The organism is Sinorhizobium chiapasense, from assembly GCF_036488675.1.
GTDB classification, from domain to species: domain Bacteria; phylum Pseudomonadota; class Alphaproteobacteria; order Rhizobiales; family Rhizobiaceae; genus Sinorhizobium; species Sinorhizobium chiapasense.
Map to the genome: position 1 here is coordinate 23457 of NZ_CP133149.1, position 22546 is coordinate 46002.

Sequence of the window (22546 nt, forward strand, 5' to 3'; positions counted from 1 at the left end):
ATTCAGTCAAGATTTATCACGATGGCATTGCCTTGTTCCTGGTAAGGATCCGGTTTGAGCCCGATATCTATCTGGGGGCAAGCTTTCCCTGCGACACCGTGCCCGGACAAATTGGTGCGCCGCGCATTCTTGATTACGAACGGGGGCCGCATGGCGCCCTTCTCGGCTTTCCCGCGCAACGTTCGCGGGGTAGTTTCATCTAAGCATGGAGGTCGAGATGGGAGCGACGAAACTTGCAGGAGTAATGAAGCTAGCGCTTATGCTTGGGGCGCTGCAGCTCGGCTCGATCGGCCTCGTTCTCGCCGATACGACGATCCTGAACGTGTCCTTTGACTCTACGCGGAATCTCTACAAGGCATTCAATGCCGCCTTCGCTGAGAAATGGCACGTGGAGACCGGCGAGACAGTGACGATCGATATGTCACACGGCGGTTCCGGCATGCAAGCGCGATTGGTGATCGATGGCCTTGAAGCGGATGTGGTGACGTCGGCGCTCGAGGCCGATATCGATGCGATCGCCGTGGCGACCGGCAAAATACCGGTCGATTGGAGAAGCCGACTGGAAAACAACAGTGCCCCTTACACGTCGACGATCGTCTTTCTGGTCCGCAAGGGCAATCCGAAAGGAATCGAGGATTGGGGTGACCTGTTGAAGGACGGCATTCAGGTCATCACGCCGAACCCGAAGACCTCGGGCGGCGCCCGCTGGAACTTCCTAGCGGCGTGGGCCTGGGCACGGGATGCTAACAACGGCGACGACGCCAAGGCGCGGGAATATGTGGGGCGACTTTTCAAGCATGTCCTCGTTCTCGACACCGGCGCGTGGGGAGCGCTGACCACCTTCGTCCAGCGCGGTTTTGGCGACGTGCTGCTCGCTTGGGAGAATGAAGCCTACCTCGCGCTCGAGGAACTTGGCCCAGGCAATTTCGACATCGTCACGCCGTCGATGTCGATCAAGGCCGAACCGCCTGTGGCGCTCATCGACGCCAATGTCGACAGCAAGGGCACGCGCAAGGTGGCGGAGGCCTATCTCGAATATCTCTACAGCGATGTTGGGCAGAAGATCGTCGCCAAGCATCACTACCGGCCCTACAAGCCAGAACTTGCCGATTCTGATGATGTTGCCCGTTTCGCCGATCTCAAGCTGGTGACGATTGACGAATTCGGCGGTTGGAAGGAAGCTCAAGCGAAATTCTTCGCTGATGGTGGGATCTTCGACCAGATCTACAAACCGGACCGATAGGATTTCATGCCGGTCGACAGCCGAGCGATGAGCTTCACTACATCGACGCGATTGCTGCCAGCGGCAGGCATTGAAAGGACGAGACATACATGGAGGTCCGCGTCCAAAACCTGCACAAGGAATTCGGCCGCTTTCCGGCGCTCGTCGATGTCACCCTCGATATTCACTCCGGCGAGCTGATCGCGCTGCTTGGTCCCTCCGGCTCGGGCAAGACGACGCTACTCAGGCTGATCGCCGGGCTCGAGAGCCCGACCGAAGGCATGATCTTCTTCGATGACGCGGATGCATCGAAGAAGACGGTCCAGGAGAGAAACATCGGCTTCGTCTTCCAGCACTACGCTCTCTTCCGGCACATGACGGTGCTTGACAACGTCGCATTCGGATTGAAGGTGCGGCCCAGTAGGAAGCGTCCGCCGGGCGAAGAGATCCGCCGCCGGGCGCTCGATCTCATCGACTTGGTGCAGCTCTCGGGGCTTGAAAAGCGCTATCCGGCCCAGCTTTCCGGCGGCCAGCGCCAGCGGGTGGCGCTCGCCCGTGCCATGGCAGTCAAACCAAGCGTGCTGCTGCTCGACGAACCCTTCGGTGCGCTCGACGCGCAGGTTCGCAAGGAGCTCCGTCGGTGGCTGCGCGAAATTCACGACCGCACCGGTTACACGACGGTCTTCGTCACCCACGATCAGGAAGAAGCGCTCGAGCTCGCCGACCGCGTCGTCGTGATGAGCAACGGCGCGATCGAACAGGTGGGCACGCCGGATGAAATCTACGACCATCCCGTTTCGCCCTTCGTCTACGGTTTCATTGGCCAATCGAACTGCCTGAAGGTCACATTGGCAACCGGCGAGATCTGGTTCGAGGACCGGCCGATCGGCCTGCGCGCAGCAAACGAACCGGATGGACCGGCAACCCTCTATTTCCGCCCGCACGACGTCGAGCTCATCGAGGGTTCCGGTGGCTGTCTCGCCGGCGGAGTGACGGCGAGCCGGCGCGTGGCGGGCACGCGCCACCTCGAATTGGATATCGGCAAGGCACACCGTTCGATCGAGATTGAGTTGCCGCCCGAGCAGGCTTCCTCGGCCGACCGCGCGCGTATCGCGTTCCGACCCACCAGGTGGAAGCTGTTTCGCGGGGAGTAGACTGGAGTGTGCAGTCCAGGGTGCGCGATCAGAGCTGGTTTCCAAGGTGGGCAAGAAATTCTCGGATGGAGGTCAAAGAGAATAGGTCATTCCCAAGATCACGTCCGCCGCGTCAACTGTTTGCGTTATGATAGTCGATTAAAATTTTGCCCTCGCTGCGTACCATCTTCGCAACATGGCGGCACGCGTTCTTAAATCCCTGACCCGTAGAGTTCTTGGTCGTCATCGCCTTCCCAGGGTGAGGGCATGGAGGTGCGATTGAGATTGGCCGACGGCATCGGCATCCAACACTTCAGTTCGGGTTCGGCGTATTCGATGATGCGGCCGGGTGAAGAATCAGCGGCGCGCCAGCCTTCTGGGCCGTACTGATCGCCATTCGACCAATACGCGAGGTCAACTTCTGCCGCCCCCTGTTCGGACGGGCGGATCGTGACGAGGATCCGACTACCGTTTTTCGGCGCGCTTGCCATGTGGCGCCAGTGGTCTGGCTCGGCCATCATTTTTCCTCCTGCCTTGCTGCAGAAGTGTCGCCTCGCCATCGAAAACGGTCAACTCCAACCTTGCACAATGCATTGTCTATCGATTGACTGGGTCGCGTCCCCACAGGTGGTGTAATAGGTGGTAGCGAAGCCGCTCGCGAGTGCGCCCTCGACAGCGCGGTAGCGAGCGAGCGGCGTGCCGGAGGTGGGTATCTTTTTTTTACAGATTTCTGGGCCGGTGTGACCTGTTCTGCCGACCTCTTTCGCGTTGCCAAAGTCTGCCTTGGCTTCTATTCCCATCAGTCTTCTGGCCTGTGATACTGCGGTGACCACCCACGCGTGAGGCCGCGGCTCATGAACTGCTCAGCGAGCGCAAGCTGCTCGCGCAGATGCTTGCAGTCGAGCAGCAGTGTGGCGATCGTTGCCCGCGGATCTTCATCGTGCCAGGCAAGGGCGGCTTCGACCTCCCAATCGAGATCGGCGCTCTTCGCCTTCATTTCCGCGGCGGTCATTGTAATTTCAGGCTTAGCTGGATGCCGCGTCGGGGCATCGTCAAGGGTTTGCCGGTCCCAATCCGCCCAAACAGCTCCTTGCGCCGCGCTGCCTCGCGTTCTCTTTTTGCGTGCAACGCCGCCACGATGGAGTGAGCGCGCTCGATCACTTCTTCCGCATTGGTCATGAGAACCTCCGTCTATGTTCTCATTTTGTTCTCATCTGCGGATGACGTCAAGGGCTGACTCTCGCCGGCATTTGGTGCGGCAGAATTTATGTCCGAGGGCATAGGTATGTCACAGGATCCGTTCCAAGAGGAGTTTCAGTGTCCTGATGACATCGGCTGCGTCCACCAGGGCATCCCTGACCTCCTCCGCCGAAAGGTTGCGAGCCCGCTCCGACGATATTCGGAGATCGATCAGGACGTCTCGTGCGCGATGGGTCTCTATGGCGCCAGTCTGCTCGCGCATGTCACGGATAGTGTCTATCGCGCGGTCAAGAGCCGGCTTATCTCATAGTGTGTCAGCCGGTCCGACTCGTTTGCGGCCCTAATCAGCTCTGAGATGAATTCGGTCGTAAGACTCATCGTACTGTGCAGCAAGCTGCTCCTGGATTGGTGGCCTTCCATAGTTCGAGCATTCGGGTACAGCCCGTGGCTTGCCGAGGACTCGCCCAACCAATCGCTGGGCGCTTAGGCCTCAAGCCCAACCCACGTGCTTGCGCTTCGCCAGCTTCAGGAAAAGTCCAAACCAGAAGCGGTACTCTGGCGTGTCCACGCCGCGGTACGCCTCAAGAGCGCAGTAGGCGACCGATGTGGTGGCGTCTTTGCCGTGCTCGTCCACCGCCACGTTGATAGCATCTTCTTCGGTCAGGTCTCGCCAGTCGACCATTTGGTTGTCCTTTCGTTGCCGACATGCTCGTTTGCGATCAGCCAAGCTCGGGCATCGTCATCAGCCGAACTTCAGGCCTACCTTCTTGCGAACAGGAGTGGGGGTTTCAGCAGGCACCGATGCCGGTTTCCTTCCCAGCCCCATCGTGCGTGCGAGCTCCGAGCGCTGTCGCGCATAGTTCGGAGCTGTCATCGGGTAGTCGGCCGGGAGCTTCCACTTTTCGCGATACTGTTCCGGCGTCAGACCGTAGCTCGCCATGAGGTGGCGCCTCAGCGATTTGAATTTCTTGCCGTCTTCCAGGCAGATGATGAAGTCGTCTGTCACGGATTTCTTGACCGGGACGGCGGGGCGTTGCTCCTCGGCCGCGGACTCGGCTTTCGCTGGTGGAGCAGTCCCATTCAGCGAGTCGTAGGTCTGCTGGATAAGAAGCCGCAGATCGCCGGCGGGAATGACGTTGCGGCTCAAATAGGCGGACACGATGCGGCTGGTGAGCTCAAGTCTGCGTTCTTTTATCTCTGAGCGCGATTCCGTCAATGTTCTTCTCCGCAGCCTGCCAACTATAATCGATCCATGTAAAGTGCAGCTATTTCGGTCGGAAGGAAGGCGGCGGGAGAGAAAGAGCGCTAATTATCGACGTTTTTTGACGTCCTTTGTTCTTCAATTCGGAGGTCCTTGCGGAATTGGGCCACAGAGTCTCTCCAGTTTTCTGTCGTGATTGCATGTTCGGATTCTCTCTATTCTCGACCTCCTTCCCGCGGCGCGGGGAGGGGAAGCATTGAACTTCAGAGATCAACAGCACGGTTGGGGGCTGTAACCGCGCGCTCGCTTCTGGCGAGCCAAGACAAGGAAGTGCCCGATCGCTTGACGCTCATCCTTAAACAGATCAATGCGCTCTTTGCCGCGAGTGCCGATCCGGCCCCAACGGCGGACGAGCGAAGCGCCGCCGAAGAGATCCGGTTCGATCGACATCGCGTAAAAGCGCGCCATGTTCTTGGTCGCGTCAATTCGCAGAACATACAGGCGGAACCAGTGCTGGGTCATGCCCGCGAGCTTGGCCGGTCGAGGATTCGCCGTCCAATGACATTTATGAATCGATCACCGCTGACCGATTCAAGAATTTGATTGCAGCGCTGGAGTTGGCACCATCGGAACAACGGTCGAATTGCTGATGGTCATCTTGTCTGCAAATGTCGTGCTGAATTGCTCTCGTGATGTTGCTTCTTGGTACCGGGATTCTGGGCAAGCAGGCGCTTGTAAGGGGCGCCTGAACAGAAAAGTTCCGGGCCGCTTCCGTTTTCCACTCCGCCCCTTTGGGCGGAGCGAAGCAGGCGGAGGCCTGAACGCGCTTTCTCATTGCGCCGAAGAGAAGGCCGGAGATGGGGTATTCGGCTTGAGCCAGCCTCTGATGACGGAGTGAATGTGCTGCGCTTCGAGCTGAAGGTGTAACGTGGTGGTGTTGGACCTGCCCACGAACCTCACGAAAGGAAGCGCAGCATGAGATATTATGCCGGACTCGATGTATCGGTGAAAGAGACCACCGTATGCATTGTTGATCAAACGGGCAAGATTTGCCACGAAGTGAAGGTCGTCAGCCATCCTGACGACCTTATCGCGGTACTGAAGGCTCCTGCCTGGCAAATGCAGCGGATCGGACTTGAGGCTGGGCCCTTGTCGCAGTGGCTGTTCGAGGGATTGGCCAGAGCCGGACTGCCGGTTATCTGCATTGAGACCCGCCACACCAAGGCATTTTTGAAAGCGCAACCGAACAAGAGCGATCGCAACGACGCGCGGGGCATTGCGCAGATGATGCGCGTGCACCTGTATCGACCGGTGCACGTGAAGACGCTGACCAGCCAGAGGCGACGAGCGCTGCTGACGGCACGCAAGCTCATGCAGGACAAGGCGATCGCCATTGAGAACGACCTGCGCGGATTGTTGCGCAATTTCGGGCTTAAGGTCGGTGTGGCGTGGTCCGGCAAATTCGAAGCTCGAATTCTCGAGCTGGTGGAGGGCCATATTGAGCTGGCAGAGATCGTGGAGCCTTTGCTTGATGCGCGCCGGAAGCTGCGGCAACACTTTGCTGCTTTGCATCGAAAGGTGTTGATGATTGCACGGGATGACGGGATTTGCCGGCTGCTGATGACGATCCCAGGCGTGGGACCGGTCGTTTCCGTGGCCTATACCGCGACGATCGACATTCCGCAGAGGTTCAGGAATTCCAGGGCGGTAGGACCAATCCTTGGGCTGACGCCTGCTCTGAACCAGTCGGGTGAAAGTTGCCGTGTCGGCCGCATCTCGCGATGTGGCGACGGAATGATGCGGACGCTGCTCTACGAGGCCGCGCAGGTTCTTCTGACGCGGGTCACGAAATGGTCGTGGCTGAAGGCTTGGGCGATGAGCATCGCCAAACGGCGTGGCCTGCAAAAGGCGATCGTGGCTCTCTCGCGTCGTCTGGCCGTGATCATGCATCGCATGTGGAGCGACGGCACTGAATTCTGTTGGTCCAGGGAGGCGCACCCGGCCAGCGCCTGACCGGCAACGATCGAGCGCGCTGACGAGCGCCAGACCGCATACCGCCGCCGGCGGAAAGATGTCCCTTGCGGGACGGAGAACAGGCGAGTTCGCCCCACAGGCCGTACCCTTGCCCGCCATCATGGGTGGAGGACGCGCCGGAGATTGTTCCGCCTGTTCCATCTGAACCCATCGTGGAAGGGCCAGCGAGTGCCGATTCCGGAGAGAAGCGCGAGCCTGCAAGGACCATCTGAGACGTCGACGAACTACGCTTGAAGCACTTGACCTCAACACGCCGAATAGAGAAGCCTGTGGTAAACGGGAGTGGGGCGGCCGCCGTTTTTCTTCCTGGCTGCACGGACCACCGATGTTGAAGGAGGGGCCGCTTTAGTGGCCTTCCCTCATGCTGGGGGCAACAGCTTCCGCTGCTTGCTCCCCAGGCGTCATGCGCTTCAGGAGACGAATTAAATCGCGCACAGTGTCAGGCGGCAATCGTTCGATAAGCTTCGTCAATGTCAGGCGATCCTCTGCTTCTTCCGGCGTCTTGCCCCACAAGTGCGGCGCGGTGTCAAAGATCATATCAAGGGGCATGAAGCCCATGATCTCACAGAGATGAATCAGGCGCGGGACCGACATCCGAGCTTCTGAGCCTCGCTCGTACCTGCTGTAAACAGATACCGAGAGTCCTAGCAAATGCGCCAGATCGGCGCGGGAGATCCCTATAGCCTCGCGCGTTTTCTTCAGGCAGGCGGAGATCTTTTCATCCATCTCCTTTGCGGTAAGGATGCCGTCGAAACCCGACTGGCGGAAGACCGGCCTGTCAAATTCCGAATCGGTTACTTCAACCAAACCTCGTGCGCTCATCAAGCTGACTGCATCCGTCACCGACCTTACCCTTTTTGTAGATCCCGCCCTCAGCGATCACTATGCACCACATTGAAGCATTTTGATTCAAGCCTCTCGGAAGAATTACAGCGATTTTCCCTACTTATTTGGGGGAATTCCGATCGCAAGCTCCTTTGGGGCGTTGAATCAAAATGCTTCAGCACGCGCCCCGAGCATTCGGGCAACAAACTTGGCGCTTAAAACGGCGAAGCAGCCGAGAAAAGCGATTAGCGATTCTTTGCCGCTATCATCTTCCAGTCGCCGTCTTTCCCTTGAAAAACCGCCTCAATTCGAGTGTCGCCGTCGATCCACCTGAGCTGCGCAGATAGCTCGCAAGCGATCTCCGTATTTGCAAGTCGGATGCAACGATTGACGATGACGTTGGATCCGTTGCCATGCTTATTTAGGTCCCATTTGGATAGTTCGAACAGCTGGACCTTGGCCTGATCGTCTGTCGGCCACGTACCCTTTTCGGGTACCGCTCTCGCTATATTCACTTGAGGCAAAATGCTTTGAGAAACGTTTTCCATCCCGACCATCGGCCGGCCGATATGGGGAGCAACATACACGCCGAGGACGCAACCAACCAACGGCCACGCCAAGAAGAAAGCCGCGACCTAACATCGATCAATAGCCGTTGTCTTTGAGGAACTGATCGATCGCGGCCTTCATGATGGCCGTCATCTTCACGTCGTTCTCGAGGGCGGCCTTTTGCAGCCGCATCTTCGTGTCATAATCCAGCGGGCAGTTGACGTAGTGCTTGGATTCTCGATCGCGCGCCCTTTTCAGGTCGCGCAAGCGAATTCTCGAATCTTCGCGCTGCAATGCTCTCGTGGTGGCCCGTTCGCGCCGAGCTTCTTCTGTCGGGGCGATCAGCCGATTAACTGGCTTATCAGCCTCAGGCCCAAGTGCCGCTTCTTGAGACTGATTTGTATTCCTCGTCTCCGTCGGTAGCTCAGCCGGCTTGGTCCCTGAGTCTGCCGGTGTCGCGGATTGCTCCACCGGACGGCTGCGACGGGGCGCGACTGCAAAGTCAGAAACTGTCGTTTGACCCTTAGCCATTCGCTGCTACCTCTTTCCTGCCTGCCAAAAGCGCTTCGATGTCCCGAACTAAGCTCATAACTTCCGCCCTCGCTTTTTTCACCGACTCGGTGAGATCGAGCATTTGCACGGTGCCATAGCCGTTTCGAATTTCGCGGTAGCAATTTCGCTCCATAAGCTCCGTTTGGAGCAGATAGGAGTCGTAGCCTCCTTCCTGCAGGTTCTGCACGAACGGCCTGATCAGGCGGTAGGCCTCCAGCAGTTTCGCCGGCATGGTGATCCTGGTGACGAAGTTGGCGTGAGGAATTTCCCGCCCTACCTTGTCAGAAATCTCGGCCGTGTCAGCCGCCGCCTGTCCGGCCGCCTTGATCTCGTCCTGGTTCGGCTGGATCGGCGTGAGCACAATATCGGATCCGGCGATGATCGTGTCCCTTAGAACCGTATCCTGGCCGGGGGAGTCCATCAAAACGACATCGAACTTGCTCGCCTCGTTCTCCAGGAGTTGCTGAACGGTCGTTTGACGGGCAGCGGTTATAAGCTCGATGTTGTCAGGCAGGTTGTCCTTCGCCTCACAGCGCTTCCACCATTCCTGCAGATTTTGGCGGCCGTCTGCGTCGATGAGGAGCACACGCTTTCCCTGCAAGGCATATTCGCCGGCGATCAAGATTACTGCTGTCGTCTTCCCGGCCCCACCTTTGCCGCTCACGGCAGAAATAAATTGTGGCAAACGTCGCAACTCCCTTTGTTGGTCCGAAGTCATTCGGAGTTCGCCTTGTGCTTGCTTGCACGTAGGTTCCACGTTGCACACGATGCGAACAATTGCTGATGCGATGAGGAATCATCGCACTACCACACCGTGCAGTCAATCGAACTAACTAAACCAATCATACATGATGTGAACAATTTTCCCCAAGATAGGAAACCATTTCGCTATCGGCAGACAAACACATGATGTGCAAAGCGCGTGCTGCTAACTCGTGTGAAATATCAACACGACGTAGGCTTGTGACTACCGGAGGCGCAGCCTAACTCATTGTCTGCCCTCGTTGTCAGGGCGATCCCGATGCGGCGTCGACCAAAACGCCCCGCCAGATTAGTGAACCCCGGAGCCGCGTAAAGGCCGGCTCTGCCGCTCGTACTCAGCCGCAATGGCGAAGAGCGGAGCGTCCCTTGCGGCTGAGTACGAGGGGCAGACAAAGGTCTTTAGAAGCGGATTTCGGAGGTGAACCCTGGTGAGCGTTCACTCGTTCTATGACCGGGGCAACGTCCCGGTCCGCAAAAGCAGAGGCCGAGCGCAGCGAGGGGCAGCTCGAAATTTTTTCGTTGAATTTCCCCTTACTATTTGGAGAGGCAGGATACGGAAAAATGTGCTACGCCCTTTTCCTGCAATCGAGGGACGAACCCTCGATCATCTGACGCAAGCGCCAGTAGGGGGCCAACGCCCAAATGGATGACGTGAAATTCAATGCTCCTCTGGAGCTGGCGAAGAAGGATCGCACTGTTCATGTTCGCGTGACGGGTGACGAACATGCGGCGATCGAGAAGGCCGCCGAGGATGCCGGCATGACGGTGTCCAGCTTTTTCCGGTCGCTGCTACTGGAGGGGGCGGGGGTTCGGCCGATGTTGACCGGCGATGACCGCCTAATCATGGCGGCTCTGCTCGAAGACATGAGGATGATCGGGATCAATCTGAACCAGGTTGCGAGGGCTCTCAACAGCGGCCGGGGTGTCCACCCAAGCGAGTTGGACATCAACCTTGAGAACGTGCAGCGTGTTCAAGCGGCCGTGATGAGCGAGTTACGTGCTCTGACGCGGCGAGCTGGTTATCAGCGTCGAGGGGAGAAGTAGCCTTTGGAAATCTTCTTCGGCGCATTCACCAGCGAATGGGAGCAGCGGCGCGCAGCGCTGCTGCACGAAATGTCGTCTGGCGGGCGAGGCGCTTCGGCAGAAGAAGAGATGCGAAAGCGCCTGAAGCAGTTGGCTCAACTCGGCGCTGCAGGTGGCGGCGGAGGCTCAAGCGGCGCACCCGGTGGACGTGGATCTGCATCGAAGGGCAGGGGGACTCCTCGAGCGCAGGTGACGACGGGCGCCCGACCGATGGAGGCGCGGCTAGCGGCCGTCGCAAAGGGAAGCCAGCCGGCAGTCGTCAAAATGGCTTCCTACGGCGGCGGTGCTCGGGTCGGTGCGATGCTGAATTATGTCTCCCGTGGCGGCGAGCTGAAGGTGGAGAATGAAAGCGGCAGAATCCTCGAGGGGCGGGAGGAACTGGCGCGCATCCGTGGCGATTGGCACCACCTTTTTCAGAACCGCGCAGAAAGCCGCGACATCGGGAGTTTTTCAGTCGAAATCGCGGCGTCCGGCTTTGCATCGGACGAGGCATTGCACGAGCAGGTGCGGAGCGCGCTGACGAGCGGCTTTGGCGACCGGCGCTATGCCTATGCGATCGCGAAAAATGACGGCGGCTCCGTGACCGTTCAGGGGCTTGTCGTATTGCGAAGTGGGCAGGGGGAGCGGCTAACGGGCGACGTGAAGGCGGCCGGCATCATCCAGGGCCGATACGACGCCAGCGCGGCCGCGGGCGAGGCTGCGGCGAAGTTCTCCTTTCATGGCTACGGAAATGGCGTCGAGTTCGGCGCCAGCCGCTTGCGCGGGCTGGTCGATCGGCATGACGACGTTCGCGACGATCGCGGCCAGTCGATAGCGAATGAGAAGGTCGCGGGCGACCTGGTGCAGAAGGAGTGGCGCGGCGAGCTCCACAGCCGCAAGAGCCGCGACGTGATGCACGTCATCATGTCGGCTCGGGCCGGAACCGATGTTGCCGCATTCGAAGGCGCTGTTCGCGACTTCCTGGCGCATCAGTTTGCTGGGCATCGGTATGTCTTCGCCATGCACGATCCTGCCAGCGATCCGAAAGAGGCGGGGGAGGGGGGAAAGCGTCCGCATGTGCATGCCCATGCGATCGTGGCGATGAAATCGGATTCCGGTGATCGCATTGAGACGACGCCTGCCGTGTTTCGCGAATGGCGATCCGTCATGGCAGAGAAGGCGCGGGAGCACGGCATTGAGATGGAAATGACCGACCGGCGCGAGTTTGCCGCCCCGCCGGCATTCACGCGCACCCAGGTCCGGCCGGTGAGCCGCGAAGGCCGCACAGAGCATGTCGGGACGAGCGAGGCTGCGCAGGCGCGATACGACGCCAAGCGTAGCGGCCGACGCACGATCGCGAAGAGCGATCGGAGCCGGCAGTACATCATAAAGGCGCAGGAAACCTGGCAGAGGGTCGCCCTTGCGGGTGCCGACCGCCAAGTCGCGGCCTATGCCGCGCAGCATCGAGAATACTTAGAATCCGGGCTTTCGACTGCACAAACGGAGACGAGCGGAACTGTCATTCGCGCGGATTTTGGATCGAACTTCCGCATCAATTTGGCTACATTGCAGGAGATGGTTTTGGAGGGTCAGGAATTGCGCGAAATGTCACGAGCAGAGTTTGAGACCTACGAGAAGAAGGTCGAGACGGCCTTGTTCAAGTTGGAGCGGTCGGTCTCGGCAGACGATCGGGCGGACTTTGACGAGGTAGCCGGCCTCGCCCGCGATTTCGTCAATCAGAAGCGTGAGCTGGTGGACCTCTACGAGCGGCGCAAGGAGGCATTGGCGGAGCAAAGTGGCGAAGCGCCTCGCAGCGAGCCGCGTGATTCAGCGAACGACCAGTGGGACGCTGCGGTCGCCAAGCACGGCGAGGCTGTTGTTGAGGCCGGCAACGAGGCCATGATCGAAATCGAGCACTACCGAGAGGGACTTGATCGGATCGAGGTCGGCGAGTTTTCGGCGGACCGCAAGGAAGGATTCCAGAACGGTCTTAATCAGGCAATTGAGCGAGCTGCGCAATTGGCTATCGAAGGTAACAGCTACATTCGAGAAGTTGCCGAGCAAGACCCTGATTTGCAACGCGCGATCGATCAGGCGGAAAACATATCGGATCGTCCGGAAGAAGCGAAGGCGCCGAGCGTCGACACTGCCGACGAACAACAGCGCGGTTTGCGGGCAGACGAGGAAGATCGGCAGCCGAGCGACAACGAGACGGGCGAGGCTCACGAGCTTGCATCCACGGTCGATGCTACAAATCGCCTGCAAGATCGTCTAAATAAGGATAGGGAAGCCGCACAGCGTAGCGGAGAAACGACACGGACAGATCCCGCACAACAGCATATTCCTCGACTCGAGGAGCTGGAGCGTGAACAGATCGAACAGAGGGAACGCGACCGCGACGACCGCGAAAGTTAAAGGGATATGCTGAACGATAACCGCCAACAATATGTCATCCAGAGCAACGACCCAAAAGGCGACGAAGGATTCGGGAAGTTCTTGGGTGTAATTATCGTGTTTGTGATGTTTTTAGGCGTCGTCCAGGTCGTCTATGACTCGGCTATGGCCTGGTATCGCGACACGATGATTTGGCTGAATGATACCGCATCCTATCTTGCCGGTTTCTGGCCCTTCTAAAGCTCACTTCTTTTTTCGAGATCGGCGTCAATCGCGCCGATCTTATCGTCCACCTGACTGCTTTGGGTGGAAAGCGGAGATTGGAAAGAAGCACGATGAACGACCGCAATCGGATCGATTTTTATCGGTTCAGATCACGTCGCAACAAGGTGGAGGCGGAGGTTCAGCGCTAGCAACAACCGTGGTTGCAGGGAAAGTGTCTTTGCGCTGTCGCTGACTCCCGACGTGCCTTGGCCAGTTTCATCAATCGGTCGCCGCTATGGCGCATTGGAATTTGGGCATGCACCACTGCCTTCGTCTGCTCGATCATTTCCTTGCTCATCGCGCGAGGTCCGTATCGATGTAGCCAGGTGCCAAGGCATTCAACCCCGAATCCCTTCTCGTTCAGTTCCGCGGTGTGCGACCGAGCCAGCGAGCGAGTGGCCTCCTTCGTCGCCGAATAGACGCTGACATAAGGACGGCCTTGCGTGCTAAGGGTCGAGGTGTTCCCCTGGAAGTCATGATAGGTACGAGTCGATCATTCGTACCCCACGTCCATCCGGACATTTCCGCGGAACACCGACCAGCCCGAACATCAAGCCGACGCGGGGTGACACTGCGCGCTCTGCTTCCTTGGCTGTTGGTCAGTGTTGCATTTGCAAGTCCATCATTTCGCCATGTGACATCATATTCTCATTCAAGTTGGCCATGATCACGAGCGACCCTGCGAGGACCAGGAATACAATGAGCACACCAAACGCGAGCGCTAGGACATTGTGGGTGCTGTCCGGTCCCGTAGTGATGTGTAGAAAGAAGACCAGGTGCACTCCCATCTGAGCGATGGCAAGGACAGCGAGTCCGGCCGGCACGCCAGGAGCCCAGATCGCCGAGGTGCTCGCCACCCAGAAGGATGTGACCGTGAGGATCACCGCCAGCAGCAAGCCAATCGAGTACACCAGAAAGCCAGAAGAAACTTTTTGCTCCGAGGCCGGGATCGCTGGCCTGTCTCCCGGTGCAACATCCCAACGAATTTCGGTCATGGAAGGACTCCCATCAGATAGACGATCGTTAATATCAGGACCCAGATGATGTCGAGCGCGTGCCAGAAGAGGGAGAAGCAGTGCAAACGACGCACCACAACCTGTTGGAACCCCCTTATCGACAGCTGAACCATCATCAGAGCCAGCCATGCAAGCCCGATTGCCACGTGCAGCCCGTGACAGCCGAGCAACGTGAAGAAGGCAGAAAGAAACGCACTACGTTGCGGGATCGCCCCCACCGCGATCATGTCCTGGAATTCGCGCAGCTCTAGATAGAGAAACGCCGCACCCAAGAGGAACGTAACCGCGGCACCAAAGAAGGTGCCGCGATAGTGCCGGGAATTGATGGCCAGTGACATCAGTCCACAGCTGTAGCTGGAGAGCAGGAGAAAAGCGGTCTCCATCGCGGCGTTGCGCAGATCAAACAATTGAGCACCGGTCGGACCGCCCGCACTTGCTTTTGCGAGCACGGCATAGCTCGCAAATAGCGCCGAAAACATCACGATGTCGCTCAGCAGGAAGATCCAGAACCCAAAGCCAGCGATAATCCTCTTGGGTGCGGGACCCGCCTCACTGACGCTCAGCCGTTCGCCTTGGAGGGCAGCATCTGTCTCAACTAAAACGTTCATAGGGATACCTCCACCGAGCGCGTCCGATCGAACTCGCGGACCTGTTCTGCTGTGATCTCAACCTCGTCCTCCGAGCGAAACATGAAGGCAAGCCACGTCACGGTCGCGCAGAGAAGTCCAACGCCGGCCATCCACCAGATGTGCCAAATCAGCGCGAATCCGGTGATCACAGCGAAGAACGCGGTCACGAAACCCGTCGGACTGTTCTTAGGTACTTCGATTGGTTTGTATTCGTGCCGCTCGCGCTGTTCCTGCGTTGCGAGCCCGCGCTGCTTTTTTGCCCAGAAGGCGTCGATCTCATCTACACGAGGCAGGACCGCAAAATTCCAGGCTGGCGGCGGCGATGCGGTTGCCCATTCCAACGTGCGGCCGTTCCACGGATCGCCGGTCGTGTCGCGGAGCTGTTCACGGTTGCGAATAGAAACCACGAGCTGGACGACTTGGCAGATAATTCCGGCCAGAATGATCACTGCGCCAACCTCGGCGACCAATAGCCAAGGCTGCCAAGCCACGACATCGTAGTGCTGCAAACGGCGGGTCATGCCCATCAGCCCGGTCACGTAGAGCGGCATGAAAGCGAGATGGAAACCGATGAACCAGCACCAGAACGAGGCGGCGCCCCAGCGGTCGTCAAGCTTGAAGCCGAATGCCTTTGGAAACCAGTAATTATAGCCAGCGATGGCCCCGAACAGGACGCCCGGGATGATGACGTGATGGAAATGAGCGATCAGGAAGACACTGTTGTGTACCTGCCAGTCGACCGCCGGCAAGGCCAACAGAACCCCGGTCAGGCCACCGAAGACGAACGTCACCATGAAGCCAATTGTCCAAAGCACCGGCACAGTGAACCGCACGCGACCGCCGTACATCGTGAACAGCCAATTGAAGACTTTGACGCCCGTCGGCACAGCGATGATCATGCTTGTGATGCCGAAGAAGGCATTGACGCCCGCACTTGCGCCCATGGTGAAGAAATGGTGCAGCCACACTGTGTAGGAGAGCACACAGATCGCCATGGTCGCACCGACCATGGACCGATAACCGAACAGGGGCTTGCCGGAAAATGTCGCGCTCACCTCCGAATAGATGCCGAATGCCGGCAGGACCAGGATGTAGACTTCGGGGTGCCCCCATACCCAGAACAGGTTCACGTACATCATCGCGTTGCCGCCGGCGTCCATCGTAAAGAAGTGAAAACCGAGATAACGGTCGAGCAGTAACATTGCGAGAAGCGCGGTGAGCACCGGAAATGCGGCCACGATCAACAGATTCGAAGCGAGCGCGGTCCAGCAGAAAACCGGCATGCGCATGTAACTCATGCCAGGGGCTCGCATCTTCAGAATCGTAGTGACGAAATTCACACCACTCAACAAAGTCCCAATGCCCGAGATTTGCAGGGACCAAAGGTAATAGTCGACGCCGACGCCGGGCGAGAATTGCAATTCGCTCAGCGGAGGGTACGCGACCCAGCCGGTCTTTGCGAATTCGCCGATGGCGAGCGATACGTTCGTCAGGAGAATGCCTGCCGCTGTGAGCCAAAGGCTGACTGAGTTCATTGTGGGAAATGCCACATCGCGGGCCCCGAGCTGTAGCGGCACGGCAAAGTTCATCAGTCCGATCACAAGCGGCATGGCCACGAAGAAGATCATGATCGTGCCGTGTGCCGTGAAAATCTGATCGAAATGCTCGGGCGGCAGATATCCCTGCGCGCCGCCGGCGGCGACTGCCTGTTGCGTGCGCATCATGATTCCGTCCGCGAAGCCGCGCACAAGCATGAGCAGTGCAAGCACGAGATACATGACGCCGATACGCTTATGATCGACGGATGTGAGCCATTCGCGCCAAAGATATGGCCAGTATCCCTTAACCGTAACCCATGCCAGAACCGCCAGGATGACAGCGCCGACGCTCGCCACTGTGCCCACGATGATCGGTTCATTAAGGGGAATGGCGGCCCAGCTGAGTTTGCCCAATAGGTTCATCGTTCTGCCCTCATGAATTCGGGATTGGTGACACAGAGATCTTCGGATGAGCGCAATCCGGCATTCAGGATGTCGGCAAATAGCCCGCTGGCAATCGACCCATAGGTAGAGGGCGCGACCGCCTTGCTCGGCTTGACCAGAGCAGCGTACGTTTGTGAGTCCAACATGGGGCCGGCGCTGCGCGTTGAGGCTGCCCATTGCGCAAAGTTGTCTGGCGCTACTGCGTCCACCTTGAAGTGCATATCGGAGAAGCCCGCGCCGCTGTAGTTCGCCGACATCCCGCGGTAGGTTCCGGAATAGTCAGCCCGCAGGTTCAGGCGCGTCACCATTCCGGCCATCGTGTAGATCTGGCCGGCGAGCTGCGGCACAAAGAAGCTGTTCATGACGCCCGAGGACGTCAGTTCGAAGCTGACCGGCGTGCCGACCGGAATCGTCAGATGATTGACGCTGGCGACACCTTGCTCCGGATAGATGAACAACCATTTCCAGTCGAGCGAGACGACCTGAATCTTGAGAGGCTTGGTGGAGGAAGCAATCGGCCTGGGCGGATCAAGATCGTACGCACCGATCCAGGCCACGGTGCCCACCAGGAGCACGGTCATCAGTGGCACCGACCAGACGAGCAACTCGATGCGACCGGAATAGGTGAAATTCGGCCGATAGCGCGCGCGCTTATTCGATGCACGGAACCAGAAGGCAACGCCAAGGGTCGCAATCATGACCGGGATCACGATCGCCAGCATGATGCCGGTTGCGTTCAACAGAATTTGCCGTTCGGCGAAGGCGATGGGTCCCTTTGGATCGAGCACGCCGCCAGTGCAGCCACCGAGTACCGAGGCCGCGATCAGGACTACAATAAGCAAACCGTATCGCATATTACACCTCGCGCATGCCGAGGTTGATGAGATCGCTTCCGCTGCGACCGGCGCCCGGTAGGGCCTCGGCATGTTTCCATTCGATGCTGCGGCCAGCCTGCGAGCCAGGCACTCGGGAGAAACCACTACGATGGTCAACCAGGAGTGCCGCGAACAGCACGAACAAATAGGTGATAGAGAACAGGAACAGCCTACGAGCGGCGCGACGATCGGCTCCCGTGCTCTTGTTCAGCTGAAGTGCGAACAAAAGGAAAAGTGCGCCGCAGATCGCGACGATCATGCCATAGAGAACTCCAGCAAATCCAAGGCCCCAGGGCAGCTCCGAAGCGAGAACGAGGAGGCCGCTGTAGATCAGGATCTGCCGACTTGTTTCAGCGCGTCCTGCAACAACCGGCAGCATTGGGATCCCGGCACGGGCATAATCATCAGTGCGATTGAGCGCGAGAGCCCAGAAATGGGGCGGCGTCCAAAGGAAGATAATGAGGAAAAGAGCAAGCGGCTCGAGCCCGGATTGTCCGGTCGCCGCGGCCCATCCGATCACGGGGGGCAGTGCGCCGGCAGCACCTCCGATGACAATATTATGCTGCGTCGCCCGCTTCAGCCACATCGTGTACACGACCACATAGAAGAGGATCGTACAGGCCAGCAACGCGGCTGCGGTGAAGTTCGTCGCCAAAGCGAGAGCCGTGATTGCGATGACGCCCAAGACGAGCCCAAAGACAAGCGCCTCGACCTTCGAGACCTTGCCGCGGGGAATTGGCCGCATCGCCGTGCGAGCCATGACTGCGTCGATATCGGCGTCGTACCACATGTTCAGCGCGCCGGCGGCTCCGGCGCCGGCTGAAATTGCGAGAATTGCAATGAAGCCAAGGAGTGGCTCGAGGCGTGTCGGAGCGATCGTCAATCCGACGAACGCGGTGAAAAGCGCCAGCGCCATAACGCGCGGTTTCACCAACGTGAAGAAGTGGGGTAGCCGCTCCATCAAGCTGGGACGTGAGGCCATCGATGGGTGCGATAACTGGATCGCGCTGGTGCTCATGGTCGTCGCTTCCTCGAGCTAGAGTTCGATTGTGAAGTCCGCTAATTCGCCGTCGAAGGGATCTTGCGGTTCCTCTGATAGCTAAACTCAAGGGAGCGACGAGAACGAGTAAACGCTGCCAAATCCCTGCAAATCCTTCAAAAGCAGAGGGCTGGGCTCCCAGACCAATACGCGAGCATCGCCATCGCGACGCGGTGCGTGTGCGGTCGTCCCATTCGTGTTGAGGCATCGCTGCATGCGCGTTGAGCACATGCTCAATGGTCGTTGAGTGCCTGCAATTCGGCCCTGCACGCCTCGCTGAAAGCTTGCAGTGGATTGACGGCGTGGCCGTTCATCAGCTCGCGAACTTCAGAAAAGGTCGTGTTGGGCGCGAAATATGTGTCAACGATCAAATGTACGACCGCCTCGGCCTTCTCGATCACTGTCGAGCTCGATACGACACGCATTTGGCTGATCAGCGCGTAGACGCTCACCAGTGCCGAGACTTCCGCTTGATCATGGACCAGCGCGTCGGCGTAGAGCTTCGATGATTCGTCGATGAATCGCTTGTATAGTTTTTGCCGCTTGGCCTTTTCCCCCGAGATCTGCGCTGCGCGGTTCTGACGCTGCTGCGTGAGCCAGGCCGACGCGAACGACGTTAGTCCGCCGATCACGGACCCCGCCAAAGCCGCGAGCGCGGGAAGGTAGGAAGTGTTCATGGAACAAGCGGTCGCTCAGCAGTCAGATCCGGATCAGCTTCCCGCGGCGGTTCTGGGATCAGCCGCGAACTGCGCTGACCGGTGAAATACGACCAGAGCCATTGGCGCTGCACACGCAGGCGGTTCTGTAGCTGCGGCAGGGCGAGAATGTGGACGAAGGCCCACACCAGCCACGTCAGGAACCCGCTTGTGCGCAGCCAGCCCCGCTCCAGCACAGCGTAGTTCTTGCCAACGACGGCCATGTTGCCCTTGTCGAAATAGCGGAATGGACGTTTGACTTTCCGCCCCTTCAGCTCCTTCGCGATCAACCTTCCAACGTATTGTCCTTCCTGGATCGCCGCTTGCGCCACGCCGGGCACCGGGTGCTTGTCCTGCATGACCGACGCCGCATCGCCCACGACGAATACACCGGGCGCGTCCACGACCTTCAGGAACGGATCAACGAGCGCGCGCCCCGCGCGGTCGGTGTTGGTGCCGAGCATCTTTGGAATGGGGGATGCCGCGACCCCAGCGGTCCAAAGCACGGTGGCACTGGGAATTCGACTTCCGCCGGCGACCACTCCCTGTGCGTCAACCGTTTCGACCTTCGCCCCGGTCAATACCTTTACACCGAGCTTCGTCAGCCGACGGGTCACCCTGCGGGACAGTGACTCGGCAAAGGTCGGAAGAACCCGCTTGCCGGCGTCGAGAAGAACGATGCTGGCCCGTGCCGGATCGATTCGACGAAAGTTTCCGCGCAGCGTGCCCCGCACCATTTGCGCCAGGGACGCTGCGAGTTCCACGCCGGAAGGACCTGCGCCAACCAGCACGAACGTCATCTGCCGCGCGCGCTCACCGTCATCCTCGGTCGCTTCGGCGAGTTCGAACGCGGCTAGAATTTTGCCTCGGATTGTCTCGGCGTCACTCAGACTTTTGAGGCCCGGCGCATGCTGCGCAAACTCGTCATGCCCGAAGTAGCTCGGACGCATGCCGGTCGCGACCACCAGATAGTCGTAGGCGATTTTGCGGTCACCCACGCCGGGGAAAGAGGCTTCAATCGAGCGGGAAGCGATATCGACGTCCGTGACCTCGGCCAATAGCACGTTCAGGTTTCGCTGCTTCGCCTCGAGTTGCCGGATCGGCGCGGCGATCTCCGCAGGCGAGAGGACCGCCGTCGCCACTTGGTAGAGCAGGGGCTGGAAAATATGGTGATTGCGGCGGTCGACTAGCACGACATCAACATCGGCATGCCGCAGCGCTCGCGCCGCAGCGATCCCGGCAAAGCCGCCCCCGACGATGACGACACGCTTTCGTTCATGGTGGGACGCATCGACAACGGCGGTTGCCTTGTCAGCCCGGGTCCAAACTAACGTCACACTCATAGTTCACCTCGTTTGTGCTCTTTGTCATTGACGGCTTCAGCAGGTCTTGTCGGAAACGGTGCGCGCAACGCTCCAGCCGTCCGGTTCCTGAACCCATGGCTTCAACGTGATAAGGAAAATCACGGGGCACCAGGCTCCCATCACGAACGTCACCATGCTCAGCACGTCCGTCATGGGAGACCGGATGCATTACCTGCTTCTTGGGACCGCTATGGGCTCAACGCCCCAGCCATTCGGGTTTGCTCGAGCCGCGCGGCACCAGCACCGTCCTGAAGGAGCCGGGGGTCCGCGACAGGACCACCTGGTCTGTCATCCCCTGATAGGTTCCAAGCGGCGTTTCCGCGGTGAACAGGTCGGGCGCAACATTCGCGTGCTCGTCCGATGAACCGGCTGTCGCTCGGGCATAATCCTTGTCGAATATGCCGAGTGACATCAGCCACAGCACAGTTCGTGTCAGGGAAACAGTGACCCGATAGCTACCGCCCTCTGACGCGCGCCGTCGCAGTGCCGCGAGAACCCCAATTGTCCCCAGCCAGGCCACGATGTTGTCGACAATGGGGATGATCGGCGGCGATTTGGGACGGGCGGGCGTACCTTCGATGGCGAACACGCCCGTTACGGCTGCGCCGATTTCATCGAATCCGGGACGATTCTTCCAGGGGCCTTTGTCGCCGTGGAGCAGGACCTGAGCGTGAATAAGGCCTGGCTTTTTCGCACAGAGCGTTTCGGCGTCGAGACCGTGGCGCTCTAGATAACCCGGGCGCTTGTTGGCAAAGAAAATGTCGGCATCCTTCAGCAGCTCGTCGAATTTCGCGCGATCCTCTTTGGAGGTATCCAGGAACGTCGAACGCATCCCGACCTGTGCGTCCCAGGCCAGCCCGTCGACCTCGGTATCGTCAGGCCGCCAGATATTGAGGACATCGGCGCCGTAGCAGGCGAGGTCTCTGCCGATAGCGGCTCCGGCAATCACGTGCCCCATTCCGAACGCGCGAATGCCATCCAGCGGGCTGTTTCCATCCTTCGTGAAGGGGATCGGTTGGCTTTCGCCGATCTTCTCCACCGTAATCAGCGGCATTTTGGAGAGAACTTCGGTGTATTGAGCCTCCTTCCGGAATTCGTCAAAAGTGCGTACTTTCGCGAAGATGAGCCCCGCTTCTGCGGCCGCGTTCTCCAACTCGTCGGCTTTCCACTGCAGGATCGCGTTATTGAGGGATTCAACACTGACGCCACATCTCAAAAAGCTGAGAGCACGGGCTCCAGACTTGGGATAGATGTTCAGGGCGACAACATGTCGTCCATCGCTCGTCTCGCGGAAGAGGGGCATTTCGAGGAACGGATTCATGGGGTCGGTCAGGGCTGGTGGGCGGCCATTGATCGTCTCCCATTTCCGGTCATAGAAGCCGGCGAAGCGCCGAAGCGCCTTGCGCACATCCACTTCGATATCCTGTCCCTCACCGGTCCGGTCTCGCCATAGTGCCGAGATCGCGACCGCCTTGGCGGCGAGACTGACCGCGGCCACCGTGCCAAACCGAAACGGGCTGGGAATGATCGGGTCACGGCCGTAGAAGGTGAGTTTGCCGCCGCTGTCCGCAGTCGACATTTCGACGTCTTTCAACACATGATTGACGGCGCCGTGCATATCGAAATCCGAGCTGCGCTCCGGATTATCGAGCTTGGATTGGATCGTCTCGGTGAGCAGATCCGGTTGAGACTTTTCTGTTTTCAGGGTTGTCGCGATGTTCATTTGTAGGTTCCTTTCGGTTTGAAGC

23 protein-coding genes and 2 pseudogenes are annotated in these 22546 nt (G+C 58.9%); 6 read left to right on the forward strand and 19 right to left on the reverse strand.

Translation table 11 applies throughout. The annotated features are described in order from the left end of the window. Positions 1–217 precede the first annotated feature (217 nt). Positions 218–1243: a sulfate ABC transporter substrate-binding protein gene (locus tag RB548_RS20725; protein WP_331375155.1), complete on the forward strand. Its 1026-nt coding sequence runs from the start codon at positions 218–220 to the stop codon at positions 1241–1243. 89 nt (positions 1244–1332) lie between these two features. Further along, positions 1333–2376, forward strand: a complete 1044-nt coding sequence (locus tag RB548_RS20730) for a sulfate/molybdate ABC transporter ATP-binding protein (RefSeq protein WP_331375156.1) — start codon at positions 1333–1335, stop codon at positions 2374–2376. Positions 2377–2567: 191 nt separating this feature from the next. Here the strand turns inward: RB548_RS20730 and RB548_RS20735 are convergent, their stop codons facing one another. The 7 genes and pseudogenes from RB548_RS20735 to RB548_RS20765 all read right to left on the reverse strand — a co-directional run bounded on the left by RB548_RS20735 (position 2568) and on the right by RB548_RS20765 (position 5278). Beyond that, the gene (locus RB548_RS20735; RefSeq protein ID WP_331375157.1) at positions 2568–2873 is read right to left on the reverse strand and encodes a hypothetical protein; all 306 of its coding nucleotides are present in this window, start codon (positions 2871–2873) and stop codon (positions 2568–2570) included. Positions 2874–3154: 281 nt separating this feature from the next. Next, a complete protein-coding gene (locus RB548_RS20740; protein WP_331375158.1) occupies positions 3155–3367 on the reverse strand; it encodes a hypothetical protein in 213 nt (70 codons plus the stop codon). Then, complete coding sequence (locus tag RB548_RS20745; RefSeq protein WP_331375159.1) at positions 3364–3534, reverse strand: hypothetical protein; 171 nt, start codon at positions 3532–3534, stop codon at positions 3364–3366. Before RB548_RS20745 ends, RB548_RS20740 begins: the two co-directional genes overlap by 4 nt. Before the next feature lie 109 nt (positions 3535–3643). After that, positions 3644–3933 (reverse strand): annotated as a pseudogene (locus RB548_RS20750) (hypothetical protein). Between the two features lie 112 nt (positions 3934–4045). Continuing rightward, the gene (locus RB548_RS20755) at positions 4046–4237 is read right to left on the reverse strand and encodes a hypothetical protein (RefSeq protein ID WP_331375160.1); all 192 of its coding nucleotides are present in this window, start codon (positions 4235–4237) and stop codon (positions 4046–4048) included. 60 nt (positions 4238–4297) lie between these two features. Then, positions 4298–4771 carry a MucR family transcriptional regulator gene (locus RB548_RS20760; protein ID WP_331375161.1) on the reverse strand — a complete coding sequence of 158 codons (474 nt, stop codon included), beginning with the start codon at positions 4769–4771 and terminating at the stop codon, positions 4298–4300. Positions 4772–5026: 255 nt separating this feature from the next. Further along, the gene (locus RB548_RS20765) at positions 5027–5278 is read right to left on the reverse strand and encodes a WGR domain-containing protein (RefSeq protein WP_331375162.1); all 252 of its coding nucleotides are present in this window, start codon (positions 5276–5278) and stop codon (positions 5027–5029) included. Positions 5279–5731: 453 nt separating this feature from the next. On the opposite strand from RB548_RS20765, the gene RB548_RS20770 reads away from it, so the two are divergent. After that, a complete protein-coding gene (locus RB548_RS20770; protein ID WP_331375163.1) occupies positions 5732–6769 on the forward strand; it encodes an IS110 family RNA-guided transposase in 1038 nt (345 codons plus the stop codon). A 366-nt stretch (positions 6770–7135) separates the two neighbouring features. On the opposite strand, the gene RB548_RS20775 is transcribed toward RB548_RS20770, so the two are convergent. The 4 genes and pseudogenes from RB548_RS20775 to RB548_RS20790 form a co-directional block, all read right to left on the reverse strand. Continuing rightward, entirely contained in the window at positions 7136–7612 is a 477-nt protein-coding gene (locus RB548_RS20775; protein ID WP_331375202.1) for a helix-turn-helix transcriptional regulator, read from the reverse strand. Positions 7613–7860: 248 nt separating this feature from the next. After that, a pseudogene (locus tag RB548_RS20780) lies at positions 7861–8257 on the reverse strand (hypothetical protein). 3 nt (positions 8258–8260) lie between these two features. Continuing rightward, positions 8261–8695 (reverse strand): hypothetical protein, encoded by a 435-nt coding sequence (locus RB548_RS20785; protein WP_331375164.1) that lies wholly within the window; start codon positions 8693–8695, stop codon positions 8261–8263. Next, positions 8688–9401: a ParA family protein gene (locus RB548_RS20790; protein ID WP_331375203.1), complete on the reverse strand. Its 714-nt coding sequence runs from the start codon at positions 9399–9401 to the stop codon at positions 8688–8690. Before RB548_RS20790 ends, RB548_RS20785 begins: the two co-directional genes overlap by 8 nt. A 719-nt stretch (positions 9402–10120) precedes the next feature. Here RB548_RS20790 and RB548_RS20795 point away from each other — a divergent pair. The 3 genes from RB548_RS20795 to RB548_RS20805 are packed head-to-tail and all read left to right on the forward strand — an operon-like array spanning position 10121 to position 13174. Further along, entirely contained in the window at positions 10121–10522 is a 402-nt protein-coding gene (locus RB548_RS20795) for a plasmid mobilization protein (RefSeq protein ID WP_331375165.1), read from the forward strand. A gap of 3 nt (positions 10523–10525) precedes the next feature. Beyond that, positions 10526–12955, forward strand: coding sequence for a conjugal transfer protein TraA (locus RB548_RS20800; protein WP_331375166.1), 2430 nt, complete (start codon positions 10526–10528; stop codon positions 12953–12955). A 6-nt stretch (positions 12956–12961) separates the two neighbouring features. Then, on the forward strand, positions 12962–13174 hold the full coding sequence (locus RB548_RS20805) for a hypothetical protein (protein WP_018236815.1): 213 nt from the start codon (positions 12962–12964) through the stop codon (positions 13172–13174). A 623-nt stretch (positions 13175–13797) separates the two neighbouring features. Here the strand turns inward: RB548_RS20805 and cyoD are convergent. The 8 genes from cyoD to RB548_RS20845 form a co-directional block, all read right to left on the reverse strand. After that, on the reverse strand, positions 13798–14193 hold the full coding sequence (cyoD, locus tag RB548_RS20810; RefSeq protein WP_331375168.1) for a cytochrome o ubiquinol oxidase subunit IV: 396 nt from the start codon (positions 14191–14193) through the stop codon (positions 13798–13800). Beyond that, positions 14190–14822, reverse strand: coding sequence for a cytochrome (ubi)quinol oxidase subunit III (locus tag RB548_RS20815; RefSeq protein WP_331375169.1), 633 nt, complete (start codon positions 14820–14822; stop codon positions 14190–14192). The genes cyoD and RB548_RS20815 overlap by 4 nt, the downstream gene beginning before the upstream one ends. Then, positions 14819–16804 (reverse strand): cytochrome o ubiquinol oxidase subunit I, encoded by a 1986-nt coding sequence (gene cyoB / locus RB548_RS20820; RefSeq protein ID WP_331375204.1) that lies wholly within the window; start codon positions 16802–16804, stop codon positions 14819–14821. The genes RB548_RS20815 and cyoB overlap by 4 nt, the downstream gene beginning before the upstream one ends. Then, a complete protein-coding gene (cyoA, locus tag RB548_RS20825) occupies positions 16801–17667 on the reverse strand; it encodes a ubiquinol oxidase subunit II (protein ID WP_331375170.1) in 867 nt (288 codons plus the stop codon). The genes cyoB and cyoA overlap by 4 nt, the downstream gene beginning before the upstream one ends. 13 nt (positions 17668–17680) lie before the next feature. Continuing rightward, entirely contained in the window at positions 17681–18682 is a 1002-nt protein-coding gene (locus RB548_RS20830) for a heme o synthase (RefSeq protein WP_331375205.1), read from the reverse strand. Between the two features lie 290 nt (positions 18683–18972). Next, on the reverse strand, positions 18973–19416 hold the full coding sequence (locus tag RB548_RS20835) for a hypothetical protein (protein WP_331375171.1): 444 nt from the start codon (positions 19414–19416) through the stop codon (positions 18973–18975). Then, positions 19413–20777, reverse strand: coding sequence for an NAD(P)/FAD-dependent oxidoreductase (locus RB548_RS20840; RefSeq protein WP_408642430.1), 1365 nt, complete (start codon positions 20775–20777; stop codon positions 19413–19415). Before RB548_RS20840 ends, RB548_RS20835 begins: the two co-directional genes overlap by 4 nt. Before the next feature lie 217 nt (positions 20778–20994). Then, a complete protein-coding gene (locus RB548_RS20845) occupies positions 20995–22521 on the reverse strand; it encodes a CoA transferase (RefSeq protein WP_331375172.1) in 1527 nt (508 codons plus the stop codon). Positions 22522–22546 lie beyond the last annotated feature (25 nt).